This window comes from Pontibacter diazotrophicus (assembly GCF_003367245.1).
Lineage (GTDB): Bacteria > Bacteroidota > Bacteroidia > Cytophagales > Hymenobacteraceae > Pontibacter > Pontibacter diazotrophicus.
On the sequence record NZ_QRGR01000024.1, the window covers coordinates 56993 to 82669 of the forward strand.

Here is a 25677-nt window from a genome sequence, read left to right on the forward strand (position 1 = left end):
CAATTCAACAAGCAACAACTAACAATCCGTCACCGCCTGCCGTATCTTTTAACGTAACAACTAAAAGATAGCATAATGGCAGAATTACATTCAGAAGCTGAAAACATAGAAAATACCGCGCAATGTATCATAGAAGCCTTTAAGGCGATGGATGTCCGGGAGGGCAATGTGCTGCCTTACCAGCAATTGTACCCTTTCCTGCAGGAGCGCTACCCACATTACAAAGATGTGCAGAAGGAAGCAGAGCATCATCTCACTAAAGAAGGCTTTGTCAACCCCGCTCCAGATGGCCTGATGCTGACTCAGGTAGGTCATCAGCATGTGTATGGCGATAAGGCCTAGCGTAAAAAGGGCATCGATAGCAACATTCACACCACAGAGGCAGAGGCTATAGCTTCTGCCTTTTTACATAGATAATGTTGATAGCCTTTAGTTAGCTTTTAGTCCCGGCGGGAATCCCGGTTCATAGCCTTAAGGTCCGCAGGAATCCTAGCTCCAGCGGAGCGACCTGTTAAGGGTATATTTACAGGTAGCTCCGCTGGAGCTAAATAATAGTGGGATAACAGTGTATCCCGCTGAGAATTTTTGGAAACATCTATACCTGGGAAAATATCAGTTCATCAACAAAGAGGATTTATTCCTCCTTTTAATAAACCAGTTATTATAAATACCCCTTCTAAAACTCCAGACTACATTTTTCATCCGTATACAAGTATAAGAGCTCCGGAACGAGCGGAGCAAGTACAATAAGCGTGAAAGGAAAATGGATAGATATATTTTTTATTTGATTGGATTAATGTTCATCGGTGCAGGTGGCTGTACTTCGCTTTCGGAGGGGCAGGAGAACCTGCCGCCCGATGTCGAATTGAGGAAGCGGGTAACACTGCGTCCTACCCCCGTAGGCACGCTGGGAAGACAAATGGGTGGAGTGGCCAGTGAAATCAACCGAAAGAGAAACATTGAAGAATTTGACAGAAACGGCCCCGCCATGACACCCAATGCGCTGCGCCCCCGCCAACTGCCATTTGCCCCCATTGATTCAACAAGGCATAATATCTACTGGCCCGTCAGGCCCGTTATAAGACCAATCCGGGTAAATCAGTAAATATGTAAAAAAGCACAGAGGCCTCCGCTTTATCTAAAAGCGGAGGCCTCTGTGCTTCTCAGTAGCTAACAGGTTTAACTCTTTTCTTCTGCGTCGTCTGCCTCTTCATCTTCGCCCAGATACAACTCATCTGGCTCCAGGTTCACGTAAACTTCATTCTCCGGAGGAGTGTTTTCAGATTCACGGTCTACTTGTTTGGGTGCAGGGTTCTCAGACAGCTCATTCTCATGGTCCTTCTTTCCAAGGTTTTCTCCGTCGTCTCTTCTCGTTTTCTGACTATCGTTATGTCTCATATTTGAAAATACTTTAGGTGATGCCTTTTCTTACGGAAAAATGCCCTGCAGGTCAGGCATTGTCGCAGATTTTGGCTTTTGCACCCTGTTGGCAGTGCAATACGTTCTCTATTTGTATATTTGTATTTTAAACGAGACATGACAACTACTCCAAAACGATATACCGTTACGGCGGCATTGCCGTATGCCAATGGCCCCGTGCACATTGGCCACCTGGCAGGCGTGTACCTGCCTGCTGATATATATGTGCGCTATCTGCGCTCCCAGGAGCGAGATGTGAAATTTGTGTGCGGCTCTGATGAGCATGGCGTGCCGATTACCATCCGCGCCAAGAAAGAAGGCATCACGCCGCAGCAGGCCGTAGACAAGTACCATGAGCTGATCAAGAAGTCTTTCGAGGATTTTAATGTCTCTTTCGATATCTACCACCGCACCTCTTCAGACGTGCACGCAGAAACTGCTGCCGGATTTTTTAAGAAGCTGTACGAAGAAGGCAAATTCATAGAGCAGACCACGCAGCAGTATTATGACGAAGGGGCACAGCAGTTCCTGGCCGACCGTTACATCGTGGGCACCTGCCCTAAGTGTGGCAACGAGAATGCCTACGGCGACCAGTGTGAGAGCTGCGGTACTTCGCTTAACGCCACAGACCTGATTAACCCTAAGAGCACGCTGAGCGGCTTAAAGCCTGTGATGCGCGAAACAAAGCACTGGTACCTGCCCCTGAACGAGTATGAGGCATGGCTGCGCGAGTGGATTGTGGAAGGACACAAGCAGGACTGGAAGCCAAATGTGTACGGGCAGTGTAAAAGCTGGATTGACCAAGGGCTGCAGCCGCGCGCCGTAACCCGCGACCTGGACTGGGGCGTGCCGGTGCCAATAGAAGGCGCCGAAGGTAAAGTGCTGTACGTGTGGTTTGATGCCCCCATCGGCTACATCTCTGCCACCAAAGCCCTGACGGATGATTGGGAAAAATACTGGAAGGACGAGGAGTCGAAGCTGGTGCACTTTATCGGAAAAGATAACATTGTATTCCACTGCATCATTTTCCCGAGCATGCTGAAAGCGCATGGAGACTATGTGCTGCCGGATAACGTGCCTGCCAACGAGTTCCTGAACCTGGAGGGAGATAAAATCTCCACCTCCCGCAACTGGGCCGTATGGCTGCACGAGTACCTACAGGATTTTCAAGGCAAAGGCGATGTGCTGCGCTATGTGCTGGCCGCCAATGCGCCGGAGACAAAAGACAACGATTTCACGTGGAAAGACTTCCAGGCCCGCAATAACAATGAGCTGTTGGCCATATTGGGTAACTTCATCAATCGTGCGGTGGTGCTCACGCAGAAGTATTATGAGGGTGCGGTGCCTGCCCGTGGCGAACTGCAGGACTTTGATTCCGAGACCTTGGAGCAACTGGCAAAATATCCCGGCATTATAGCGGATTTGATAGAGCGCTACCGTTTTAGGGAGGCATTGAGCGAACTCATGAACCTGGCCCGCCTTGGCAATAAGTACCTGGCGGACACAGAGCCTTGGAAATTGATTAAGACGGATGCTGAGCGTGTGAAAACCATCATGAACATTGCGCTACAGATATCTGCCAGCCTTAACATTCTGATGGAGCCGTTCCTGCCAACCTCAGCTGCTAAACTGAGCGATATGCTGAACAAGGCAGTTGGAAAGTGGGCTGATGCCGGTGCAGCAGACCTTCTGGAGGTTGGCCATACCATTGGCACGCCGGAACTGCTGTTCGAGAAAGTAGAAGACGCCGCTGTGGATGCGCAGGTGCAGAAACTGCTCGATACGAAGAAAGCGAACGAGGTAGCCAATGCCGTGGCTGAGCCAGCTAAAGAGGACATTACCTTCGAAGACTTCACAAAGATGGATATCCGCATCGGCACGATACTGGAGGCAGAGAAAGTAGCCAAAACCAAAAAGCTCCTGAAGCTGAAGATAGATACAGGTATTGACCAGCGTACCGTGGTAAGCGGTATTGCTGAGTTTTATAATCCAAAAGACATCATCGGGCAGCAGGTAAGCATACTGGTGAACCTGGCGCCGCGCGACATCAAGGGTATTACCAGCCAGGGCATGATCCTGATGGCTGAGAACGCCGACGGTTCTCTGGCCTTTGTGCAGCCATCGAAGCCACTTAAGAACGGGAGCGGCGTGAGCTAAGCGCTGCTGAAGAGAAAGCAGTTATCAGACCTCCAGGATTAAAAAGTTCTGGAGGTTTTTTTTATACAGCAGGCACCACCTTTTCCAACTCTGGAATGGCAGTTTGCTGAACAGATTTTTGCTTTTCCATCTGTTGTACCACAATGTACAATCCACCCGCCGTAATCACTGACAGACCACCGGTTGCCCACCAAAGGGTAGTAAACCCATACAGGGAGGCGATAGTGGTACCAAGATAAGGCGCTATTACCAATGGTGCCGTATAGGCAATCGTGAACAAGCCCATATAAGCACCCCGGTTGTGGATGCCGGAGCGTTCGGCGGTAAGGGTTGACATAAGCGGCATTGCCAGAATCTCTGAGAGGCTGAAAAGCAGCATCGCGATCACCAGTACACTTGTGTGCTGCACCATGTTAAAGAGGATAAAGGAAATACCCAATAGCAGCACGCCTGCTATTATCATCACTGCCTTTTTCACATACTTAGCCAGCAGGTAGATCAATACCATTTCCACAGATAGCACCACCAGGCCGTTAAAGGACATTAAGAAGCCGATATGCTCCTCCGAAAGTTGGTACGCCTGCTTGTAATAAAGGGGAAGGGTGGAAAACAACTGGTAAAAGATAGAGGCAAAACAACAGCACAGCAGCACGAAAAGCAAAAAAGTTATATCTCTGTAGGGGGATGGTGCTGCTGCCGGAAAGGGCTGTTTCTGTTGTTGCGCTAGCTTCGGCGCAGGGGGGGCACCTTGTATGCCAAGAAAGTACCAAAAGAAGAAGATGCCAGCAAGTATACCCGTTATGCCATTCGCTATAAAAATCCATTTAAATGAAACCGCTGCCAGCACACCTCCCAAAGCCGTGCCTACTATGAACCCTACATTTACGGACATGCGGTTGAGTGAAAAAGCGCGTGTCATTGTTTCGGTAGTGGCGAAATGGGCAACAGCAGCAGCGTTTGCGGGGCGGAGGGTGTCGTTCACCAGGCTTAGTATAAATACACCAGCTGCCACGTATTCAAATTGCTGTAGCTGCAGGATGAGAAAGTACAGGCAGCCCCCGGCCACCTGGCTGATAAGTTGAACGCGAAAGTGCCCGAACTTATCAGTGAGCCAACCACCCAGAAAAGAGGCGCACACAGAGCCCAACCCATAGATGCTCAGAATGAAACCCGCCTGGCTCAGGTTATAATGTAGTACTTCCGTTACATAAACCGCCAGGAAGGGCATGACCATGGCTCCGCTTCGGTTTATCAAAACCATCACCGCAAGCATCCAGGCGGGCCTGGAAAACCCACTGTAGGCGTTTCGGAAGATTTGCATTGTAGGCATCATGGTGTGGAAGCAGACAGTTAACCCATTGTAAATGTAATATTTATATCTGCTTTACAAAAGATGTGTTCTCTTTAGAAGCTGTTTTCTACCAGAAACGATAGGTGCGCAGGCCTTACCCTACAACCATTCGCTCAGTTTCAGATGCTGCAGCCTGTTTTCCAAGCCTTTGCATCTCCATCTTCTGCACTACCCAGTAAAGCCCTATTGCTGTAACAACAGCCATGATGCCGGTTACCCACCAGAGCGTGGCGAAGCTGTAAGTGGAGATGATGGAGGTGCCCAGGAGTGGCGCTATAACATGCGCCGCAGCGTAGGAAATCGTGTAAAGCCCCATATAAGCGCCCCTGTTAGTGGTATTAGAGCGTTCCACCGTGAGGGTGGCCATATAAGGCATGGCAAAGATTTCAGAGATGCTGAGCAAAATCATAGAGAGGTAGAGTACGCTCAGGTGCTGCATCATATTCAGCAGCACAAAGGACAGGCCCAGGATAAAGAGGCCTACTGCTATCAGCACCTGCTTTTTGATGCGTTCGCCAATCAGGTATACCAGCATCATCTCCAGTAGAAAGACTATCACCCCATTCAGTGCCATTAACAGTCCTATCTGGCTTTCCGGCAGTGCATAAACTCCCCGCCAGTACAAAGGCATCGTGGTGAATAGCTGGAAAAACATCACAGCAAAGCTGCAGCAAAACAGCACGAACAGCAGAAAATAGCCATCCCGGTACGGAGAACGTGTAGCTGTTGCCTTCACAGCTAATAAAACCTGCTGCTGTGGTGGTGGCCGGTGGCCCTGCTGGTTACGGAAGTACAGAAAGAAGAAGATACCTGCTGCTATACAGGTGGCACCATCGGCAATAAAAAGCCAGCGGTAGGACAGAGCCGCCAGCATACCGCCAACAGCCGGACCCACCGAAAAGCCGAGGTTAATGGCCATGCGGTTCAGCGAAAATGCCCGTGTCATGTTTTCGGGCTTAGCATAATGTGCAATGGAGGCCGAGTTGGCAGGGCGCAGGCAGTCGTTTACCAGGCTCAGGATAAAGACACCTGCCGCCAGGTACTCAAACTGGCGCAGGTTGAGCAGCAGAAAGTAGAGGCTGCCCCCCAGTGTGAGGCTCACAAACTGCACCTTAAAGTGGCCGATTTTATCAGTAAGCCATCCTCCTAAAAACGAACCGCACACCGAGCCCATGCCATAGATGCTGAGAATGATGCCTGCTTCGCGCATACTGTAGCCCAGCATGTCGGTCACGTAAAGGCTCAGGAAGGGCGTAACCATAGAGCCGCTGCGGTTTATCAGCATCACCACAGACATCATCCAGGCAGGCTTGGAGAGCCCGCCGAAGGCGTTGCGGTAGAGGAGGAGGACCCGTTTCATAGCAAATGTAAAAGACGCAAAATTTTGCGGCTCTACAAATTACAAAGTACGCTGGCTGCTTACTTTGTATTGAACTGGTTCATAGTGCGCTCCAGTCCAATCGTGCCGAAAGCAATTGTAGCCTCCGCCGCTTTTTCTATCAGCGTCTGAAGCTCAATTTGCTCATCTGCGCTGAAATTGCTTAATACATAATCTACCTGCTTGCCTTTGGAAAAGGTGTCGCCAACTCCAAAGCGGAGACGGGGGTAGTTGTTGTGCCCAAGTGTCTGCTCGATGTGCTTGAGGCCGTTGTGGCCGCCGGCGCTGCCTTTGGCCCGGATACGGATTTTGCCGAATGGCAGGGCAAGGTCGTCTGTAATCACGAGCATCTGCTCCGGCGACAGCTTAAGGCTGTTAAGGTAATGGCTAACAGCTTTGCCGCTCAGGTTCATGTAAGTGGTAGGCTTTACCAGTACGAAAGTACGGCCTTTCGTTTTTATCTCTGTCACGAAGGCATGGCGGCTCACATCAAAGTTGCCTTCATACTTCTTCGCCAGGTAGTCGAGCACCATAAAGCCGATGTTGTGGCGCGTGTCAGCATATTCAGGACCGATGTTGCCCAGGCCCACTATCAGGTATTTCATACTTGTATCTTCATCAGGAGTAGCGGGGGCAAGGCCCAGCCACTGTTTTATGCTTTCAATTGTTGAATGGCTCAATTGATAAAAGGCTAATGGTTAAAAGATTGTTTTCACGATAGCAGCACCATGCTCTAGCAATGCAGCAATTTAGCCATTTAAGAGGTTAACCATCCAGCCAAAACAAAAAATCCTGTCCTGCTTGGAGGCAGGACAGGATTTGATAAATAAAGCTGCGTGAGCTTATTTCTTGCCTCCGCGGGCTTCTTCCATTTGCGCGCTCTTCAGGGCACGTGGAACGGTTACAGTCGCGATTGGGGCACTTGGGTTATTCAGGATCTCGTAGTTCTCAGGTTTTACCCTTGCTACCTTGATCGACTTACCAAGTTCCAGGTCAGAGATGTTAACTTCTACGTAATCTGGCAGGTTAGCAGGAAGTGCTTTCACTTTCATCTTACGCAGGTTTGTTACCAGTTTACCACCAGCAATCACACCAGGAGAAGTTCCAACAAACTTCACAGGAATTTCAATCTTCACTGGCTTGTCGTCCTGCAGTTGAAGAAAGTCTACGTGCAGCAGCATTTCGTTCACTGGGTGAAACTGAGAATCCTGCAGTACAGAACGGTAGTGTGTACCTTCTATGTTAAGATCTACTTCGTATACTTCTGGCGAATAGATTAAGTCTCTGAACAGGATAGCTGGTGCATAGAAGTGCACTTGCTCTCCGTTGCCATACAATACTCCTGGTACAAAAGACTGATTGCGCAGGTCTTTTGCCTGCTGCTTACCGAGATTTGCTCTTTTAAACCCTATAATCTCTAAAGTTTTCATAAAAATGAATTAATTAAATTGTTATATATCGCTACATACAAAAGTATAGCCTTTTTCGTTACTCGTTGTTTGTTTTTCGTTGTTCGAATGACGAGGAACGAAAAACAAATAACGACACTAAATAAACAGCGAGCTAATCGACTCGTGAGTTACCACGTTGTTGATTGCCCGGGCGAACAGGTCTGAGAAAGACAGCACCTTAATCTTAGAAGACTCCTGCTTTAGCGGAATCGTGTCCGATACAACAAGTTCTTCCAGCACAGAGTTCTCTATACGCTCATAAGCCGGCCCCGAAAGTATCGGGTGCGTGGCAATAGCGCGTACTGACTTCGCTCCTTTTTCTATTAATAGCCCAGCTGCTTTTGTGATGGTACCTGCTGTATCCACCATGTCATCTACCAGCACCACATCCATACCCTCCACGTCACCAATTACCTGCATTGAGGCAATTTCGTTGGCACGCTTCCGGTACTTATCGCAGACTACCATCTCAGCTCCGAAGTTCTTGGCAAATGCTCTTGTTCTTACCACACCTCCCACATCAGGAGAGGCGAAGATAAGGTCAGCACCCAGGTTCAAGCTGCGCAGGTAGGGTACGAAAATAGCCGAGCCATCCAAATGATCTACCGGTATATCGAAGAAGCCTTGTATCTGGCCTGCATGCAGGTCGCAGGTCATCAGGCGGTCAGCACCGCAGGACTGTATAGCGTTTGCTACCACTTTAGAGCCAATAGATACACGCGGCTTGTCCTTCCTGTCCTGGCGGGCGTAGCCATAGTACGGCATCACCACAATTACCTTGTGTGCTGAGGCGCGCTTGGCGGCATCCACCAGCAGCATGAGTTCCATTAGGTTATCAGTTGGCGGAAAAGTGGACTGTACAATAAACACCTCTGCTCCACGGACTGACTCGTTAAAGTGAACACCTATTTCGCCATCGCTGAAACGGGAAATAGTTACATCACCAAGCTTGGTGCCATATGCGGCAGCTACTTTCTCAGCTAAATATTGAGATGCAGATCCGGAAAAAATTTTAACCTGTGGCATAACGGGGGCTGAATACTATCTGTTAGGTTTCGTTTATTATGCCTGCAAAGCTACCAAAATTTCGGATGCCTCCCATCACCTGGCGCTGATTTTAAATTACTTACGGCTGCTCCATAAGCAAAAAAGAACAACACCCAATGCGAGTGTTGTTCTTTTGATTGTTGTCCGACCAGGGCTCGAACCTGGACTCTTCTGAACCAAAATCAGACGTGTTGCCAGTTACACCATCGGACAATCTCCCTACTAAACTTCAGAACTTTCGTCCCTTTGTTGTTTGGTGATGCAAAGATAGAGAGACGATTTTAAACTGCAAACAATTGCCGCAAAATTTTTTAGAAAATTTTAGTCTAAAATCTGCTCCAGCGCCGTGTCATAGTGCTTTTTGGCCACTGTAATGCCGCCAAACAGGTCACCGTCTATATGGCAGTCATGGGCTGTTACCTTACCTAATTTAGTGAAATTCACTCCTTTATTTTGCAGCGCTTTCTCAAATTCCGCCTGCTGCTCCGGTGCAACAGAAGCCACCACACGGCCCTGGCTCTCTCCGAACAGATAAGCGTCTTTTCTGAAATTTTTATCTGTATCGATATCAAAGCCCAGTTCTTTCGGCATGGCAGATTCCAGCAGCGCGATGTATAAACCACCGTCTGCCACGTCGTGAGCCGACTTTATCAGCTTCTGCTCGATAACGGCCTTCACGGCTGCATGTAGCTTCAGTTCCTCGTCCATGTTAAAGTATGGAGCAGGAGTGAGCTTCACTTTGTGGTAAGAGTACAGGTATTCGGAAGAGGCGATATCATTCTGCGCATTACCGATCATATAGATAAGGTCGCCAGGGTTCTGGAAAGCCAGCGTCATCTTGTTGTTCTTATCCTCGAGTATACCCAGCATACCAATGGTCGGCGTCGGGAAAACCGGGCCTTCGTCAGAAGACTGGTTATAGAAGCTTACGTTACCTCCTGTTACCGGAGTGCCAAATGCTTCACAGGCTTTGCTCATACCTTTAATGGCGCCTACAAAGTGCCAGTACACTTCCGGCACATAAGGGTTGCCGAAGTTGAGGCAGTTGGTAATAGCCACGGGCTCGGCACCAGAGCAAACGATGTTACGGGCAGCCTCAGCCACCGCAATCGCACAGCCTTCTTCCGGATCAGAATAGACGTAGCGGCTGTTGCAGTCTACTGTTACGGCAATCGACTTGTCTGTTCCTTTTACCTTTACAATAGCCGCATCAGAAGGGGAGTTGGTCGTCATGGTGGCGGTGCCTACCATGGAATCGTACTGGCGGTACACCCAGCGCTTGGAGGCGATGTTCGGATGCGTTGTCAGGAATTCGGCTACGGCCTGGTAATCTTCCGGCTCCTGTACCTGGTCTATGCTGAACTTCTTTGACTCTGCAAAATATGCTGGCTCACGGTACTCACGGTGATACACCGGTGCGCCGCCACCCAGCACTAAGTCTTCAGCTGGCACTTCGGCTGCCAATTCGCCATTCATGTAGTAGCGCAGTGTTCCGCCTTCCGTTACCACGCCAATCTGCTCGCAGTACAGGTCCCACTTATCGCAAATGTCTTTGATGGTTTGTTCAGAGCCTTTCTTCATCACAATCAGCATCCGTTCCTGGCTCTCTGACAGCAGAATCTCGAACGGCACCATGTTTTTCTGGCGCGTCGGCACTTTATCTAGCCAGATATCCATGCCGTGTTCGCCTTTGGCGCTCATTTCGGAAGTAGAGCAGGTAATACCGGCGGCACCCATGTCCTGCATCCCAATCACCTCACCAGATTGGATAACCTCCAGCGTAGCCTCCAGTAGGAGCTTCTCCTGGAAGGGGTCACCCACTTGTACGGATGGCAGGTCGTTGGCAGAGTCTTCGGTGATATCCTTAGACGCGAACGCAGCACCGCCCATTCCGTCTTTACCTGTGGCAGAGCCTACGATAAATACCGGGTTGCCTACACCATAGGAAGTGGCAGAGGCCGTTTCACCCACTTTCACGATACCTGCCGAGAAGGCATTTACCAGCGGGTTAATGTTGTAGCACTCGTCAAAGAAAAGCTCACCACCTACGGTAGGTATACCAAAGGCATTGCCATAATCGCCGATGCCTTTTACCACACCTCTTAATAAGCGCTGTGTTTTTTCTGATTTCGGATTGCCAAATCGGAGGGAGTTCAGCTGCGCGATAGGGCGGGCACCCATCGTAAATATGTCCCTGTTGATACCACCTACACCTGTCGCGGCACCCTGATAAGGCTCGATGGCAGAAGGGTGGTTGTGTGATTCTATTTTAAAACTGCAGGCATAGCCGTCGCCAATGTCCACCAGTCCGGCGTTTTCTTCACCAGCCTCGGCCAGTATGCGCGGCGACGACTTCGGAAGTTTTTTAAGCCAAACAATAGAGTTCTTATAAGAGCAGTGCTCCGACCACATTACTGAAAAGATGCTCAGTTCGGTGAAGTTGGGCGTGCGTCCTAGTATTTGCTTTATTTTTTCGAATTCCTCTTCCAGAAGGCCAAGCTTCTGGGCTGTTTCTACTGTTGTCAGTTCTTGTTCCACGTGTATCTGGTTTGTAACGGATTAGCAAAAGTAGGAACTTATAGTGTAAGAGTACAGCAGAACTTCAGCCTTTTTATATTGATGCCACGGGAGCAAGCTTAAAATCTCTCCGGATACGTGTCGCTGCCCCTCCGTTGTAACGGTTTGGGTTAAGAAAAATATTGAGTTTTATCAATCTTCAGTGTCACATGTGCTCAGTTTATGCGTAAAGAATTTTGCAGTATCCTTTTACCCTCTGTTTCCCCTTTTTATTATGATGACCACTAATCCCGAAATAGTTGTTACAACCTGTGGCCGTGAGTTAAATTTAAGTAATACTGAACTGGTGATAGAGCGGTCTAACAGCCTGTTCAGTTACAACATCCATAAGTTGGAATCCGGTGAGTATATCATAGCCGAGAAGTTTTACGCCAACCCCTTTAATAACAGGTATATCCTACTGAACGACGAGCAGATAGAGCTGTTGAAGAACCTGTAGGCGCCGTCTGAAAGTTTCTGAGTTAATTTGCTGGCAGCATGTGCTGGAATTGCCGTTGCAGCTACACAAGTGTTCGGTGGCAGTAGGCTTATATATGGTGCAGGCTTATTTAAGAGCTGATTTTAAGAAATAGCACACGTGTTTTGCTTTAGTCCCAGCGGGACGAACTGTTGATAGAAACCGATTCTAACTGCTTCTTTAGCTCCAGAGGAGCGACCTGTCTTATGAATTTGAACAGGGTGCTCCTCTGGAGCTAAGAGTAACTTATTTGCATGAGGCTATCGACATATCGTCTAGCCGGGACTGAACCATAAGTGCCGATATGAGTGTGCTGAAGCGGTATTATACCTGTCAGCACTTTTTGAAGCGCTTGTTATTCCTGTGTTTGTGCATAATATATAAATGTGCGCTCAAAGTTTTTAAAGCCTCGTATGGTTTTAACCTTTTTATGCATTAGTTTTGCAGCTTGAAATAACTCCATAACAATAGTTAGTTAATTTAACAAAGTCAAATGGCGAATATTGGCAGAATTACCCAGGTTATCGGTCCGGTAGTGGACGTTAGCTTTGTGGGTGACAACATTAAGCTACCAAATATTTTGGATGCCCTGCAAGTGACCAAAGAGAACGGCCAGGTAATCGTGCTGGAAGTGCAGAACCACCTTGGGGAAGACCGTGTGCGTACCATCGCCATGGACTCTACCGAAGGTCTTAGCCGTGGCATTGAGGTACTTGACCTGGGTTCTCCTATCCAAATGCCGACAGGTGAAGGCATCAAAGGGCGTCTTTTCAACGTAATCGGCGAAGCCATTGATGGTATTCCGCAGCCTGTGAGCACAGGTGGTTTGTCAATTCACAGACCTGCCCCTCGTTTCGAAGACCTGGCTACTTCTTCTGAAGTGCTTTTCACAGGTATCAAGGTAATCGACCTGATTGAGCCCTATGCAAAGGGTGGTAAAATCGGTTTGTTCGGTGGTGCCGGTGTAGGTAAAACAGTACTTATCCAGGAGCTGATCAACAACATCGCGAAAGCACACGGCGGTCTTTCTGTATTTGCCGGTGTGGGTGAGCGTACGCGTGAAGGAAATGACCTGCTGCGTGAGATGATTGAGGCGGGTATCGTGCGTTACGGTGCAAATTTCATGGAGTCTCTGGAGCACGGCGGCTGGGACCTTTCGAAGGTAGACCCTGAAGAACTGAAAGAGTCTAAGGCTACTTTCGTGTTCGGACAGATGAATGAGCCTCCTGGGGCACGTGCCCGTGTGGCGCTTTCCGGTTTGACGATGGCGGAGTATTACCGCGATGGTGAGCCTGGTTCAAGCGATGCAGGTCGTGATATCCTTTTCTTCGTTGATAACATCTTCCGCTTTACACAGGCGGGTTCTGAGGTATCGGCCCTTCTTGGCCGTATGCCATCAGCGGTAGGGTACCAGCCAACGCTGGCAACGGAAATGGGTGCCATGCAGGAGCGTATCACATCTACTAAGCGTGGTTCCATTACATCTGTGCAGGCCGTTTACGTACCTGCGGATGACTTGACTGACCCGGCTCCGGCAACAACGTTTGCCCACCTGGATGCTACAACTGTACTTTCCCGTAAAATATCCGAGCTTGGTATCTACCCTGCGGTAGACCCTCTGGATTCTACTTCCCGTATTCTTTCTGCTGACGTTGTGGGTGCTGAGCACTACAACACCGCGCAGCGTGTAAAAGAGATTCTGCAGCGCTACAAAGAACTTCAGGATATTATCGCCATCCTTGGTATGGACGAACTTTCTGAAGAAGACAAGCAGGTAGTACACCGTGCGCGCCGCGTACAGCGTTTCCTGTCTCAGCCTTTCCACGTAGCAGAGCAGTTTACAGGTCTGAAAGGTGTGTTGGTTGATATCAAAGACACCATCAGAGGCTTCAACGAAATCATGGATGGCAAGCATGACCACCTTCCTGAATCAGCTTTCAACCTTGTAGGCACCATCGAAGATGCAGTTGCCAAGGGTGAGAAAATGATGGCTGAAGCAAGATAAATTCATTTATCAGTTAGCAGTTATCAATTAACATTTATTGGTAACTGTTAACTGTTAATTGTTAACTGATAAAGATGTATTTAGAAATAATCACACCTGATAAAAAGGTTTTTGCCGGTGAGGTAGAATCAGCAAAGTTTCCCGGAACGAATGGTTCTTTCGAGGTGCTTGACCTGCACGCGCCGCTCATCAGCACACTGGAAACAGGGCAGATCCGCATCACAACTAACGCAGGACAAGAGTTCTTTACCGTTGATGGCGGTGTGGTGGAAGTACTGAATAATAAAATTATAGTACTCGCTGAGTCTGTTGTAGCGTAGCCTAAGCCTTTCTTAAGTATACAGCAGCGCCTTCTGTTCTTTTGAGCAGAAGGCGCTGCTGTTTTATTGTAGTGCCTGAAATGGATTCTTATGCCTGATTGTCAGGTATTCAGGAAAAGGAATCCAACAGAGGACTTACCGGTTTTTAGTGGTGGGCTGTGTTGTCCTTTGCTTCTCCAGTACTCTGTGGAAATCAAGGTCGTGGAAATCATAACTGAAATCTGTTAGGGGAGATACAGCCTTCATCGTTATTCCTTCCTGGTCAGGGGAGTACATTACAAAAGCATCGGCATCCATACTTCGGTCTGTCCATTTTACAACAAACATGTTGTCTTTGTAATACAGCATTTCGCCACTAAGCTTTGGGGAACGCTTAGACTGAAACCATAATTTGTTTTTCTTCCTGTAAATATCAACTTGCCCAAACCATTTGTCCTCGAAAGTGCCTGTGTAGTCCTTCAAGGCCGCTTTTAATTTTTTGTCCTTCAACTTGGCGTCAATTTCCTGCCAGGTCTTGTCAGTGATGGTTTTGGCTTCTGCCTTATACTGCGCTTCCCTCTCCCTAAAGTGCTCTACCCAATCCTTGGCTTCCATACCCAGATAAGCTTGCTTGATGGTATTGGTAACGGTACGGAAAGCCTCCCCGCTTTGCTGGTTTGTAAGTACAATGATGCCCAGGTTTAGCTCTGGCAGCAGCGTTACCTGCGTTACCATGCCAGGCAAGCCTCCAGTGTGGTTTACTTCTTTGTAGCCTTTCGTGTCGGCGAGGAACCAGCCGAGCCCGTAAGCCGTGAAGTGTGTGTTAAAGGAGCTGGTGCCTCTAAATGGAATAATTGTCTGTGGTGTCCATTGCTCCTGAATAATGTTTTCGGATAGCAGCTGTTTCTGATTATTGTCACCATACTTTCCATTGTTCATCAGCATCATGATCCACTTGCTCAGGTCGTTTACACTGGTATAAATACCTCCTGCTGCGGCTGCGAATGGCAGCTCGTACCGGTCTATTACTTGTAGCTTTCCCTCCACAAGAGCATGTGCATCTATTGTGTTGGTCGTGTCTGTAAGCCTGTCAAAACTTGCGGCACTGCGTGTCATGCCAAGAGGGTGCATGATGCGCTTTTCTGTGAAATCAGACCAGCTGGTGCCTGTAACCCTTGCCACTACCTCCCCCGCAATAATGTAAAGCAGGTTGTCGTTATCATACTTGGTTCTAAAAGCCGAGACTGACCTGAGGTGCTGCATGTTCTGAAGGAGGTCTTTCACAGTAAAGTCATTCCCGTCCGGGAAAATCATCAGGTCACCAGCACCAAGCCCCAAACCGCTTCTGTGCGTTAGCAAATCCCGAATGGTAAATTCTTCTGTTACATAGTCATTGTAGAGGCGGAATTCAGGTATGTGTTTTACCACTTTATCATCCCAGGACAGTTTGCCCTCTTCTACTAACAAGCCAATGGATGCCGCTGTAAAAGCTTTGCTGTTTGATGCCACTCCAAAGAGTGTGTTCTCATCAATCTTTTGGGCTGAATTCAGCGAGCGAACGCCATAGCCTTTCATGTGCGCCACTTTGCCATCTTTTACCACTGCTACGGCTACTCCCGGTACCTGAAAGGTTTGCATCGTCCTCTCAACCAAATTGTCTATCTCCTGCGAGGTAATAGCCTGCGCACTCACAGCAGCAATACTGCTTGTTAGTAGAATGAGTACAGCAAAGAGGTATTTGGCAGGAGTGGGCATTTTCATGGTTCTGAATGGCTAAAGCTTGAAAGCGAATGTATTTAACAATATAGTAAATATTTTGAGTTGGTAGCAGATGAAAGCCTCACTCAAACCAAAATTCCATCCCGTAACTATCTCTGAATATTGCTGCTTGGGTTACAATTTTGAAGATACAAATGCCTTGAAACTCTTATCGAGTTTTAAAAGAATAGCAGTATACATTTAAATAGCAACGGCAGCGCTTTCTATTCACGATGAACAAAAGGTACTGCCGTTGATAGGGAGTTTCAATGATATGCGTTTAGGAAAATCAGCCTGCTCAACTTTTAAGGCCTGCTCCACCCAGTATTTCAAGCTCTTGCCCTGGTTCGGGTCTCCCGCTAAGAATTGGCATCGCCTGCGCTATCAGGTCTCTTACTCCCTCAACATTCAAGGAATTGTCGTGGTCTTCCTGACTGTCCCAAACTTCAGTTACCCACACAGCATTTCTATCGCTTTTGTCTTTGCTGACCATGTATAAGTGGCAGCCTTTTGCTGTTGAGACCAATTCAGATGCCTGAAGCAGAATGGAGGAAAGCTTATCTCCGTTTCCTTCTGTTGCCGTTAATTTGCCATGTAGGCCGTATCTTTTCATATAGTTTTATTGTTGGTTTCTGTTCTTATCCCGCTCCTATGTCCTTGGCCAAGATACGTTTAAACTTGCTTTTTGTCGTGACGCTTGCTCAATTTTTACTGTAGTTAGCAAGATGTAATTTTCCCGGAATTGAAGCACAAATAGCTAGCTGCCACATTAAGCTAAAGCAGCAGCAGCTTATTATGTCCTGAGCGTTGTTGAGAGGAAGCAATATGCTATCCTGTTGCAGAATAATTTCTGATAAGTGTAAATACTGCTTAACTTTAAGCTAAAATCTTATAGTAAGACATGCCGCACATCCATCCTAAAACCACCCCCATTTACCAGACATCTGTGTTTACCTTTGATGATCTGAATGCTTTGGAACAGTATTTTGAGCAGCCGGGACAAAGTTACATGTACACGCGCTACAGCAACCCGAACTCCGATGAGCTGGCAGAGCAGGTGAACAAACTGGAAGGTGGGGCCGGTGCCGTGGTGACCTCTTCGGGAATGTCGGCTATACTGGCGGCAGTGTTGGGGCTCTGCAAAGCCGGAGACCACGTGCTGTGCGCAGAGGAAATATATGGCGGCTCATCGGCCCTGCTGACAAAGGAGCTGACGCGCATCGGCATAGAAGTAACCTTGGTGCCCACCGCCGACATATACACGCTACAGCCTTATGTGCAGCCTAACACGCGCCTGCTGCTGTTAGAAACCATGAGTAACCCTCTGCTGCAGGTGTTTGATATAGCGCAACTGGCGCAGCAAACACAGCAGCACCAAATAAAATTGGTGGTTGATAACACATTCGCTACCCCGATCATTACCAAGCCCCTCTCTTTAGGAGCGGATATGGTCATCCATAGTGTGACGAAGTACCTCTCCGGCCATAGCGATGTAACGGCAGGAGTTGTGATTTGTGAGCAGCAGGAAGATTTGCAGCGTGTAAAGCAGGTGATGATGGTGTACGGCCTGAACCTGAGTCCCTTTGAAAGCTGGCTGGCGGCACGTGGACTGAAGACGCTGCGGCTGCGCATGCGGGAGCACAGCAGCAATGCCTTAGCTGTAGCCCAATTCCTGCAGTCGCACCCAAAGGTAGAGAAAGTATGGTACCCTGGGCTGCAAGAACACCCACAGTATGAACTGGCGAAGAAGCAGGGCCGGGGAATGTCTGGCGGCATGCTCAGCTTCCGAATTCAGGACGATAAAGAGGCAGTGAACCGGTTTATGCAGGCGCTGCAGCATATTCCTTTTGCTCCGTCGCTGGCAGGAGTGGCTACTTCCATTTCTTATCCTCTGGGTACATCGCATCGGTCGCTGAGCCCGGAGCAGCAGCAGCGGATGAGCATAACGGCGGGTGTAATTCGCTTATCAGTTGGCATTGAAGAGCCGGAAGAGCTCATAGCCGACATCGACCAGGCACTAACGCAGGTGTAGGGCTGAGTACAACCATTGCTTAAATACACCGAAGCGGGTGCTTTTAAGTGTTGCCCTTCTAAACGTACTCCAGAATTCGCTTCAGGTGTTTCACCACCTTGTCCAGCTCTTCTTCGGTTAAGCTGCTGCTGCTGGGCAGGCACAGGCCCCGCTCGAATAAGTTGGCGCTCAGGTTATTGCCATAGTAAGGATACTGGGCGAACAGTGGCTGCAGGTGCAGCGGTTTGTAGAGGGGACGCGTCTCAATATTCTCCTCTTCCAGCGCCAGCCTTACCTTTTCAGGATGGTGGCTCTCCGGCAGTAGCACTGTTGTGAGCCAGCGGTTGGAAAAGCAGGTTTTGGGCTCCTGCAGAAACTGTAGTCCCTCTATATGCTGTAACTGATTTTTATAGTACGTGAATATCTCGCGGCGCTGCTTTACACGCTTCTCCAGCATCTCTATCTGGCCACGGCCAATGCCCGCGCTGATATTGCTGAGGCGGTAATTATACCCCATCTGCGAGTGCTGATAATACGGGGCCGCATCCCTGGCATGCGTCGCTAAAAACAAAGCCTGTTCTGCCAACTGCTGGTCTTCTGTTACCAGGGCGCCACCGCTGGAGGTGGTAATTATCTTGTTGCCATCGAAGGAGAAAACCCCGATGCGCCCCAGCGTGCCAACCTGGTGGCCGCTGTAACGGGAGCCGAGTGATTCCGCCGCGTCTTCCACCACAGGTATACCGAATTCATCAGCCACCGCCATTATCTTACTTAGGTTTGCAGGCATGCCATAGAGGTGCACCAATATAATGGCTGTCGGTCGTTTGCCTGCTTTTAAGCGGGCTATAATCGTATCACGCAAAATATCCGGGCACATGTTCCAGGTCTCATCTTCACTCTCCACAAATACAGGCGTAGCACCCATATACAGTATGGGGTTAGCAGAAGCTACAAACGTGAAGGTAGAGCAAATCACTTCGTCGCCAGCCTTTACGCCTAACAGGCGTAGCGCAAGGTGGAGGGCCGCAGTACCCGTGTTGAGGGCGACTGCATGGCGCGCATTGGTGTGCTGGCAGATATCATGCTCAAATCCTGGCAGGTTCGGGCCAGTAGAGGTGACCCAGTTGTCTTCCAACGCTTTCTGCACATAGTTCTTCTCATGCCCGCCCATGTGCGGCACCGAAAGAAAGATTCGTCCTGGCCTGTAGTTCATGTTGCTTCTAAATCTGTGCTGAATTCCGACGGGCATATACCCCCAACGGCAATAATTTTGTAGAACGGCATTTGCCCGGATTGGGTGCTATACACGTTTACCTTCTAAATATTTGTTCTGATAAATATACACTTTATATCTACCACTACGTCAACGTATAGTGCCGGATGCGAAAAAAAAATATGCTATCTTTTTCTCTGGAAGTGTATGGATTTGCGTTGAAAGTAAGTGCAATTCTCAGTCCTCTCAATTTACACGTTTCACCCTTCCCATAACAGCCACAGCATGCACAAAATTTAGAAATGCGAATAGCTACAGCAGCGGTTTCCTGACAATTTTATAGATTGCATTCGATCAATTAGCACAGTTGCCTTTATGCTCGACTTCCCAAACGCGAAAATCAACCTAGGTTTGTACATTACCGAAAAACGCCCTGATGGATTTCATAATCTGTTGTCGTGCTTTTACCCGGTGAAGTGGACGGATGCGCTGGAGATTTTGCCTGCACCGGCAATGCGGTTTGACATGACAGGATTACCTGTGCCAGGCGACCCGGAAACGAACCTGTGCCTGAAGGCTTATCATTTGCTGCAGCAGAACCATGATTTGCCACCCGTGCACCTGCACCTGCACAAGGTGCTCCCGATGGGCGCTGGCCTGGGCGGAGGGTCAGCGGATGCCGCTTTTACGCTGCGTATTCTCAACAAGATGTTCGAACTGAACCTGACGGCGGCGGAACTGGAAAACTATGCGCGCCAGTTAGGAAGCGACTGTGCCTTCTTTGTGAGGAACAAACCCGTGATTGCCACCGAAAAGGGAGATGTGTTTGAGCCGATTACCTTAGACCTGAGTGGCTATACGTGCGTAATCGTGTATCCCAACATACACATTACAACAGCCGAAGCATATGCGAGCATCACCCCAAAAGAGCCTACCTGTACCATGAACCTGCTGCTGAAGCAGGATGTGAAGGTGTGGAAAGAGATACTGGTGAACGATTTTGAGGCTGCGCTTTTCCCGAAGTACCCGGAACTGCCCCAGGTAAAAGAGAAACTGTATGCCGCAGGGGCATCCTATGCTTCTATGACGGGCTCAGGGGCCGCTGTTTATGGTTTATTTGAGGGAGAGGCTCCAGCTAACTTAGTCTTTCCCGGCCATTACCTCATCTGGAAAGGTCTGCTTTAACTTTTTACGGCGCTCAACATAGGCATCTATAATCGGATAGATAAAAACGCTCATCAGGATGATAGCTGCACCATAGTAGAAGCCCGCAGACATCTGTTCGCCCTCGTTAAAAATAAACCAGGCCAGCACAATGCCATATACCGGTTCAAGGTTCACGGTCAGGTTCATCGAATAAGCGGAAATGCGCTGCATCAGGCGTACGCCGGCGGTATAGGCATACACCGTACATGCCAGCGATAGCACCAGCAGGTATACCCAATCCATGGCCGTTAAAGTAAAGTCAAGTGCACCTCCTTCAGCAAAAACCGCTGTGTAAACAGGGAAAAACAGCACCGTGCCGAGGCAGGCGCCTGCCATCTCGTAGCAGGTGATGGTGGTAGAAGGTACTTTCTTTACCAGCTTCGCGTTGATGATGGTGAAGATAGAGGCCAACAGCGCAGAACCTATGGCCATGCTGATGCCCAATATGCTGTTGAACTCTGTTTCGTGCTGAAAAATAACGTATAGCCCCACAATGATGAGCAGGGCCAGCAAAATCTCGTGTGGTTTTATTCTTGTCTTTGAGAACAGGGGTTCCAGAAAAGCAGTCCAGAGGCTGCAGGTGGCCATGCCTATCAGGGTGATAGATACGGATGATACCCGTGCCGCTGCAAAGAAAAGTATCCAATGCGCCGCAATCAGGAAACCTACTCCAACAATCTTCAGCACCATCTGGCGGCCCAGCCAAAAGGCGGTACGTCGTCTGTAGATAATTAAGCCTAAGGCCACGGCTGTGATAAAAGTGCGCAAGGCCACCAGCTCCACAGCAGGTATGCTGATCAGCTTTCCAAGTATGGCGGTGAAACCCCAAAGGAAAATAACGAAATGGAGCTCCAGAAAATCTTTAAGACGTGGCATGTTAGCGCGGAACGTAACGGTATAGTATGAGGCCTATTCCGGTGAAGATTGTGGTGGGAATCCAGGCGGCAACCTGCGGCGGTATATCACCCACTTGGGCCAAACTCCGGCTGGCAATCACAAAGATGATGAAAATGAACGCTAAGAAAAAGCCAATCGCTATCTGCAGACCTACGCCGCCACGCGCTTTTCGCGCACTCATAATCACCCCGATAACAGTCAGAATGATAATGGCAAAGGGGTAGCTGAACCGCTCATACTTCTCGATGAGGTATATCTCAATATCGTCGGCACCGCGATCTCTTTTCTCATTTATGTACTCGTTCAGCCTCGTCAGGGTCATTGTCTGCTCCAGTTTATAGGTGCTTTCAAAGTCACGGGGCCACATGTTCAGGGTGGTATCCAGGGAGGAGCCTTTGTTAATGGTTTCCTCTTCCCCGTTAAAAGTGCGAAGCGTATAGTTGTCTATGCGCCACTTTTCTGCCTCAGCGTTCCAGGAGATGCTGTTTGAGGTAAGCTTACGCTTCAGGGTAATGCCCTCTATGTTTTCTAAGGCAAAGTTGTAACCCACGTTTGCGATGTTATTATAGCTCTCCATGTACACATAAGTTTCCGGGGCTATTTTGATGTGGATATTGCGGCTGTCGTAGGTAAAGGGGCTTTTAATGTACTTCACCTGAAATGCCACACTCTCTTTGTTCGCATTTGGAATCACCCAGCCAATCAGCACAAAAATGACCACGGCAATCAGAGAGGAACCCATCAGGTAAGGAACCAGCATTCTTCTGAAGCTCACGCCACTACTCAGGATGGCCACAATCTCCGTGTGCGATGCCAGCTTCGCCGTTACGAAAACCGTGGCGATAAACACCGTAATCGGGCTGAGCAGGTTAGCGTAAAACGGGATCAGGTTCAGGTAGTAGTCAAAAATAATCTCGCCTACACTAGGGTTGGTTTTGATAAAGTCGTCATTCTTCTCCGTGAAGTCAATCACCAGAATAACAGCCACCAGAATCAGCACCGTAAACACAAAGGTGGTCAGGAACTTCTTTAATATGTATTTATCGAGGAGCTTCAATTTGAGTTAGAAATTTAAAGAGTTAGAAAGTTAGAAAGTTTTGTGGTTAAAAAGTTGAAAAGTCTTAAAGTAGTGTTGCCAGCGTAATGAGAGAAGTTCAATGCTTTCTTTCATCTTAACTACACTTGAGAACAACCTGGTACATAATTCAATACATTCTATAACTTTCTAACATTTTAACTCTCTAACCTTCTAACTACAAACGCGTCATTAGTTTCTTTACCATTAAATCTTTCCAGTCGCGGAAAGTTCCGTTTATGATTTGCTGCCGTGCCTGTTTCACCAGCCAAAGGTAAAATGTAAGGTTATGTATACTAGATATTTGGGCTCCCAGCATCTCATTGGCGCGCACGAGGTGGCGCAGGTATGCCTTGCTGTAAAAGGAGCTGGCATATACCCCCAGTTCCGCATCTATCGGGCTGTGGTCATTCGCCCACCTTTCGTTCCGGATGTTCACGATGCCCTGCGTAGTAAACAGCATGCCGTTTCGGGCATTTCGGGTAGGCAGCACACAGTCGAACATATCCACGCCCAGCGCGATATTCTCTAAGATGTTTGCCGGCGTACCCACACCCATCAGATAACGGGGCTTGTCTGCTGGCAGTATATCACACACCAGTTCGGTCATCTCATACATCATTTCGGCTGGCTCACCCACGGATAAACCACCGATAGCATTCCCCTCACGTCCGAAGCTGGCAATGGTCTCCGCCGACTTCACCCGCAGGTCTTTGTAGGTGCTGCCCTGCACAATCGGGAAAAGCGTTTGAGAGTAGCCGTACTTCGGTTCGGTGCTGTCAAAGCGATCAACGCAGCGTTGTAGCCAGCGGTGTGTGCGCTCCATCGAGTTTTTGGCGTAGGTATAGTCGCAAGGGTAGGGGGTGCACTCGTCAAAGGCCATGATAATGTCTGCACCGATAATGCGCTGCGTATCCATCACGTTCTCCGGGGTAAAATCCAGCGGAGAGCCATCAATATGCGACCTGAACTTAACACCTTCCTCCTTAATCTTCCGCGTGCCAGCCAGTGAGAAAACCTGGTAGCCACCGCTGTCGGTCAGGATGGGGCGGTCCCAGCCGTTGAACTTGTGCAGGCCACCTGCCTGCTCCAGCACGTTCAGGCCCGGGCGCAGGTATAAATGGTAGGTGTTGCCGAGGATAATCTCCGCTTTCACATCTTCTTTCAGCTCGCGCTGGTGCACTGCTTTTACAGTTCCGGCCGTGCCAACAGGCATAAAAATAGGCGTTTCTATGGCGCCGTGATCAGTTTGCACTACGCCGGCGCGCGCTTTGGATTGTGCGTCTTTTGCTATAAGGTCAAATTGCATGATATTCGTATTGCCGGTGCATCAACTATCAAAAACAGCACCAATGTGCCGGCTTTGCCGCAAGGGCTTGTGATTCTTTAGGTTCTTAAAAAATATAACCTGCAAAGATACAAACTGCCGTGGCACAAACCACAAACATTGAATAAATCAGAGGGTGCTTCGGAAATGCTTAGAGTTTAACTAATTTTGAAAGCGAATCGCTCGTGGTGGTTCTGCTTCAGAAATTACCCACACAACATTTCAACCCTTAATAGAAACATATAATTTGATTACAACTGTACTCCTCGTGCTGCTGGCCTTGTGTGTGCTGGTGCAGCTTTATTTTTCTTTCTTTTATTTTCTGCCCCTTTCCAAGTATGAAGATCCTGAATCCCGGGCGGAGTGGCCGGTATCCGTTGTGGTGGCCGCACACGATGAGTTGGAGAACCTCGTGGAACTGTTACCCATACTGCTGGACCAGGAATACCCGGAGTTTGAAATAATTGTGGTGAACGACCGTTCTGAAGATGACACCGAGTTTTACCTGTATGAGTTGGAGAAGCAGTTTCCGAATTTTCGGGTAGTTACCATAAAAAAGACGCCGGAATACCTGAATCCGAAAAAATATGCGCTGGCATTGGGCATAAGAGCGGCAAAATATGAGCACCTGCTGCTAACAGATGCAGACTGCCGGCCCTTAAGCAAAAATTGGATCGAAAAAATGCAGAGTGGCTATAAAAGTGGCTCAGAAGTGGTATTAGGCTATTCTCCGTATGCACAATTAAAAGGATTTTTAAATCAATTGGTGCGTTATGAAACCTTACTCACCGGAATTCAGTATTTGTCTCATGCAAACAAGGGTAATGCCTATATGGGTGTTGGTCGAAACTTATCTTATACCAAAGGGTGTTTCTTTAAAAATAAAGGGTTTGCATCGCATATCAAAACTATAGGCGGCGACGATGATCTTTTTGTTCGGGACGCCGCGAACAATAGTAGCATTAGCATTGTTATCGACAAGGAAGGACAGACGGTCAGCATTCCAAAAAAAACGTTTCGGGAATGGATAGTTCAGAAACGAAGACACATGTCTGTTGGCGGACGATACAAAGCGTCGGATAGAAGAAGAATAGGAATTTTTGTAGTATCGAATATACTTTTTTACATTATTTCCATTATTATTCTTGTTCTGAATACCCATTTAGCTATCTTAGGAGCGCTTGTTGGTGTTCGGTATCTGTCGGTTTTCCCGGTTTATATGCTGGTCGCCCGACGACTCAACGACACAATATCCTTGCTGATGCTACCTTTACTAGACGTAGTTTACTTTTTAAACTACTTGTTCCTTGGGATATCTGTAATACTGTTTAAAAAATTCAGATGGAAGTAAACAAACAATTCTCTGCGAAAGCAAAGCACGACTTCAAACTTATTCAGGCCGCAGTTGAGGAGAACGACGAAAAAGCGTACGCCGAGCTGATGAGCATCTACAAGAAGCCTGTATACCATGTGGTTTTGAAGATGGTGCGCAACGCCGATGATGCAGAGGACTTAACGATAGAAGCTTTCGCGAAAGCTTTCCGTAACCTGCACAAGTTTAACCCGGAGTATGCCTTCAGTACCTGGCTTTTCCGGATTGCAACAAACAACTGTATCGACTTCATCCGTAAGAACCGGATCAAAACAATGTCTATCGACTCAGCCATCAAGATTGATAATGGCGATGAGATTACAATCGACTTCAAAGACAAAAACCTGAATCCGCAGGAAGAGGCGATTAAGAACCAGAAGATCGAGATCATGCAGTACGTGGTGGCGAAGCTACCAGACAAGTACCAGCGCCTGGTGACGCTCCGCTACTTCAATGAGCTGAGCTACGAGGAAATCGCGACAGAGCTTAACGCACCGCTTGGTACCGTGAAAGCCCAACTGCACCGCGCCCGTGAGTTGCTCTATGACATGGTAAAAAACAAAAAGCACCTCATTTAAATATTAAATTAAGGTTAATTATTGATTACGTTCAAAGCCCCTGATGCCTGAGTGCAGCAGGGGCTTTATACATTTAAGCTATTTCCGTTCTTATTTTAT

At 48.3% G+C, this 25677-nt stretch carries 23 protein-coding genes and 1 tRNA gene; 10 read left to right on the forward strand and 14 right to left on the reverse strand.

Annotation, left to right across the window (positions count from 1 at the left end):
- The first annotated feature begins 75 nt into the window (after positions 1-75).
- Both DXT99_RS19715 and DXT99_RS19720 read left to right on the forward strand, forming a co-directional pair.
- The gene (locus DXT99_RS19715; protein WP_246000870.1) at positions 76-342 is read left to right on the forward strand and encodes a hypothetical protein; all 267 of its coding nucleotides are present in this window, start codon (positions 76-78) and stop codon (positions 340-342) included.
- Between the two features lie 421 nt (positions 343-763).
- On the forward strand, positions 764-1105 hold the full coding sequence (locus tag DXT99_RS19720; protein WP_115567311.1) for a hypothetical protein: 342 nt from the start codon (positions 764-766) through the stop codon (positions 1103-1105).
- A gap of 74 nt (positions 1106-1179) precedes the next feature.
- On the opposite strand, the gene DXT99_RS19725 is transcribed toward DXT99_RS19720, so the two are convergent.
- Entirely contained in the window at positions 1180-1398 is a 219-nt protein-coding gene (locus DXT99_RS19725; protein WP_115567312.1) for a hypothetical protein, read from the reverse strand.
- 138 nt (positions 1399-1536) lie between these two features.
- Between DXT99_RS19725 and metG the strand changes: the two genes are divergently transcribed.
- Positions 1537-3576 (forward strand): methionine--tRNA ligase, encoded by a 2040-nt coding sequence (gene metG, locus DXT99_RS19730; RefSeq protein ID WP_115567313.1) that lies wholly within the window; start codon positions 1537-1539, stop codon positions 3574-3576.
- Between the two features lie 61 nt (positions 3577-3637).
- On the opposite strand, the gene DXT99_RS19735 is transcribed toward metG, so the two are convergent.
- The 7 genes from DXT99_RS19735 to purL form a co-directional block, all read right to left on the reverse strand.
- Positions 3638-4909, reverse strand: a complete 1272-nt coding sequence (locus DXT99_RS19735; protein ID WP_115567314.1) for an MFS transporter — start codon at positions 4907-4909, stop codon at positions 3638-3640.
- 112 nt (positions 4910-5021) lie between these two features.
- Complete coding sequence (locus tag DXT99_RS19740) at positions 5022-6287, reverse strand: MDR family MFS transporter (RefSeq protein WP_115567315.1); 1266 nt, start codon at positions 6285-6287, stop codon at positions 5022-5024.
- A gap of 59 nt (positions 6288-6346) precedes the next feature.
- Complete coding sequence (pth, locus tag DXT99_RS19745; protein ID WP_115567350.1) at positions 6347-6910, reverse strand: aminoacyl-tRNA hydrolase; 564 nt, start codon at positions 6908-6910, stop codon at positions 6347-6349.
- Between the two features lie 237 nt (positions 6911-7147).
- On the reverse strand, positions 7148-7735 hold the full coding sequence (locus DXT99_RS19750) for a 50S ribosomal protein L25/general stress protein Ctc (protein ID WP_115567316.1): 588 nt from the start codon (positions 7733-7735) through the stop codon (positions 7148-7150).
- Between the two features lie 117 nt (positions 7736-7852).
- Entirely contained in the window at positions 7853-8782 is a 930-nt protein-coding gene (locus DXT99_RS19755) for a ribose-phosphate pyrophosphokinase (RefSeq protein WP_115567317.1), read from the reverse strand.
- Between the two features lie 161 nt (positions 8783-8943).
- A tRNA-Gln gene (locus DXT99_RS19760) sits at positions 8944-9016 on the reverse strand.
- Between the two features lie 108 nt (positions 9017-9124).
- Positions 9125-11341 (reverse strand): phosphoribosylformylglycinamidine synthase subunit PurL, encoded by a 2217-nt coding sequence (gene purL / locus DXT99_RS19765; protein WP_115567318.1) that lies wholly within the window; start codon positions 11339-11341, stop codon positions 9125-9127.
- A gap of 253 nt (positions 11342-11594) precedes the next feature.
- Here purL and DXT99_RS19770 point away from each other — a divergent pair, with 253 nt between their 5' ends.
- From DXT99_RS19770 to atpC, 3 genes are all read left to right on the forward strand, one after another.
- Positions 11595-11819 (forward strand): hypothetical protein, encoded by a 225-nt coding sequence (locus DXT99_RS19770; protein WP_147294260.1) that lies wholly within the window; start codon positions 11595-11597, stop codon positions 11817-11819.
- Positions 11820-12330: 511 nt separating this feature from the next.
- Complete coding sequence (gene atpD, locus DXT99_RS19775; protein ID WP_115567320.1) at positions 12331-13842, forward strand: F0F1 ATP synthase subunit beta; 1512 nt, start codon at positions 12331-12333, stop codon at positions 13840-13842.
- Between the two features lie 74 nt (positions 13843-13916).
- The gene (gene atpC, locus DXT99_RS19780; protein WP_115567321.1) at positions 13917-14162 is read left to right on the forward strand and encodes an ATP synthase F1 subunit epsilon; all 246 of its coding nucleotides are present in this window, start codon (positions 13917-13919) and stop codon (positions 14160-14162) included.
- A 135-nt stretch (positions 14163-14297) separates the two neighbouring features.
- Here atpC and DXT99_RS19785 read toward each other — a convergent pair whose 3' ends face one another.
- Positions 14298-15902, reverse strand: coding sequence for a serine hydrolase (locus DXT99_RS19785; protein WP_115567322.1), 1605 nt, complete (start codon positions 15900-15902; stop codon positions 14298-14300).
- Between the two features lie 295 nt (positions 15903-16197).
- Entirely contained in the window at positions 16198-16512 is a 315-nt protein-coding gene (locus DXT99_RS19790; protein WP_115567323.1) for a putative quinol monooxygenase, read from the reverse strand.
- Positions 16513-16800: 288 nt separating this feature from the next.
- Here DXT99_RS19790 and DXT99_RS19795 point away from each other — a divergent pair, with 288 nt between their 5' ends.
- A complete protein-coding gene (locus DXT99_RS19795) occupies positions 16801-17931 on the forward strand; it encodes a trans-sulfuration enzyme family protein (protein ID WP_115567324.1) in 1131 nt (376 codons plus the stop codon).
- Between the two features lie 58 nt (positions 17932-17989).
- Here the strand turns inward: DXT99_RS19795 and DXT99_RS19800 are convergent, their stop codons facing one another.
- Positions 17990-19123, reverse strand: a complete 1134-nt coding sequence (locus tag DXT99_RS19800; RefSeq protein WP_115567325.1) for a DegT/DnrJ/EryC1/StrS family aminotransferase — start codon at positions 19121-19123, stop codon at positions 17990-17992.
- Positions 19124-19498: 375 nt separating this feature from the next.
- Between DXT99_RS19800 and ispE the strand changes: the two genes are divergently transcribed.
- Positions 19499-20308, forward strand: coding sequence for a 4-(cytidine 5'-diphospho)-2-C-methyl-D-erythritol kinase (ispE, locus tag DXT99_RS19805; protein ID WP_115567326.1), 810 nt, complete (start codon positions 19499-19501; stop codon positions 20306-20308).
- Here ispE and DXT99_RS19810 read toward each other — a convergent pair.
- From DXT99_RS19810 to tgt, 3 genes are all read right to left on the reverse strand, one after another.
- Positions 20264-21205: a DMT family transporter gene (locus DXT99_RS19810; protein WP_115567327.1), complete on the reverse strand. Its 942-nt coding sequence runs from the start codon at positions 21203-21205 to the stop codon at positions 20264-20266. The two genes, ispE and DXT99_RS19810, sit on opposite strands and share 45 nt — an antisense overlap.
- A gap of 1 nt (position 21206) precedes the next feature.
- Entirely contained in the window at positions 21207-22283 is a 1077-nt protein-coding gene (locus DXT99_RS19815; protein ID WP_115567328.1) for an LptF/LptG family permease, read from the reverse strand.
- A gap of 196 nt (positions 22284-22479) precedes the next feature.
- Positions 22480-23610: a tRNA guanosine(34) transglycosylase Tgt gene (tgt, locus tag DXT99_RS19820; protein WP_115567329.1), complete on the reverse strand. Its 1131-nt coding sequence runs from the start codon at positions 23608-23610 to the stop codon at positions 22480-22482.
- 265 nt (positions 23611-23875) lie between these two features.
- Here tgt and DXT99_RS19825 point away from each other — a divergent pair, with 265 nt between their 5' ends.
- Positions 23876-24979 carry a glycosyltransferase gene (locus tag DXT99_RS19825; RefSeq protein WP_181885188.1) on the forward strand — a complete coding sequence of 368 codons (1104 nt, stop codon included), beginning with the start codon at positions 23876-23878 and terminating at the stop codon, positions 24977-24979.
- Positions 24970-25578 carry an RNA polymerase sigma factor gene (locus DXT99_RS19830; RefSeq protein ID WP_115567331.1) on the forward strand — a complete coding sequence of 203 codons (609 nt, stop codon included), beginning with the start codon at positions 24970-24972 and terminating at the stop codon, positions 25576-25578. The genes DXT99_RS19825 and DXT99_RS19830 overlap by 10 nt, the downstream gene beginning before the upstream one ends.
- Positions 25579-25677: the final 99 nt, after the last annotated feature.

Bases quoted from the DNA above. Each gene is read 5' to 3' on its own strand.
- DXT99_RS19715 (WP_246000870.1), top strand. From the start codon at position 76: ATGGCAGAATTACATTCAGAAGCTGAAAACATAGAAAATACCGCGCAA.
- DXT99_RS19720 (WP_115567311.1), top strand. From the start codon at position 764: ATGGATAGATATATTTTTTATTTGATTGGATTAATGTTCATCGGTGCA.
- DXT99_RS19725 (WP_115567312.1), bottom strand. From the start codon at position 1,398: ATGAGACATAACGATAGTCAGAAAACGAGAAGAGACGACGGAGAAAAC.
- metG (WP_115567313.1), top strand. From the start codon at position 1,537: ATGACAACTACTCCAAAACGATATACCGTTACGGCGGCATTGCCGTAT.
- DXT99_RS19735 (WP_115567314.1), bottom strand. From the start codon at position 4,909: ATGATGCCTACAATGCAAATCTTCCGAAACGCCTACAGTGGGTTTTCC.
- DXT99_RS19740 (WP_115567315.1), bottom strand. From the start codon at position 6,287: ATGAAACGGGTCCTCCTCCTCTACCGCAACGCCTTCGGCGGGCTCTCC.
- pth (WP_115567350.1), bottom strand. From the start codon at position 6,910: ATGAAATACCTGATAGTGGGCCTGGGCAACATCGGTCCTGAATATGCT.
- DXT99_RS19750 (WP_115567316.1), bottom strand. From the start codon at position 7,735: ATGAAAACTTTAGAGATTATAGGGTTTAAAAGAGCAAATCTCGGTAAG.
- DXT99_RS19755 (WP_115567317.1), bottom strand. From the start codon at position 8,782: ATGCCACAGGTTAAAATTTTTTCCGGATCTGCATCTCAATATTTAGCT.
- DXT99_RS19770 (WP_147294260.1), top strand. From the start codon at position 11,595: ATGATGACCACTAATCCCGAAATAGTTGTTACAACCTGTGGCCGTGAG.
- atpD (WP_115567320.1), top strand. From the start codon at position 12,331: ATGGCGAATATTGGCAGAATTACCCAGGTTATCGGTCCGGTAGTGGAC.
- atpC (WP_115567321.1), top strand. From the start codon at position 13,917: ATGTATTTAGAAATAATCACACCTGATAAAAAGGTTTTTGCCGGTGAG.
- DXT99_RS19785 (WP_115567322.1), bottom strand. From the start codon at position 15,902: ATGAAAATGCCCACTCCTGCCAAATACCTCTTTGCTGTACTCATTCTA.
- DXT99_RS19790 (WP_115567323.1), bottom strand. From the start codon at position 16,512: ATGAAAAGATACGGCCTACATGGCAAATTAACGGCAACAGAAGGAAAC.
- DXT99_RS19795 (WP_115567324.1), top strand. From the start codon at position 16,801: ATGCCGCACATCCATCCTAAAACCACCCCCATTTACCAGACATCTGTG.
- DXT99_RS19800 (WP_115567325.1), bottom strand. From the start codon at position 19,123: ATGAACTACAGGCCAGGACGAATCTTTCTTTCGGTGCCGCACATGGGC.
- ispE (WP_115567326.1), top strand. From the start codon at position 19,499: ATGCTCGACTTCCCAAACGCGAAAATCAACCTAGGTTTGTACATTACC.
- DXT99_RS19810 (WP_115567327.1), bottom strand. From the start codon at position 21,205: ATGCCACGTCTTAAAGATTTTCTGGAGCTCCATTTCGTTATTTTCCTT.
- tgt (WP_115567329.1), bottom strand. From the start codon at position 23,610: ATGCAATTTGACCTTATAGCAAAAGACGCACAATCCAAAGCGCGCGCC.
- DXT99_RS19830 (WP_115567331.1), top strand. From the start codon at position 24,970: ATGGAAGTAAACAAACAATTCTCTGCGAAAGCAAAGCACGACTTCAAA.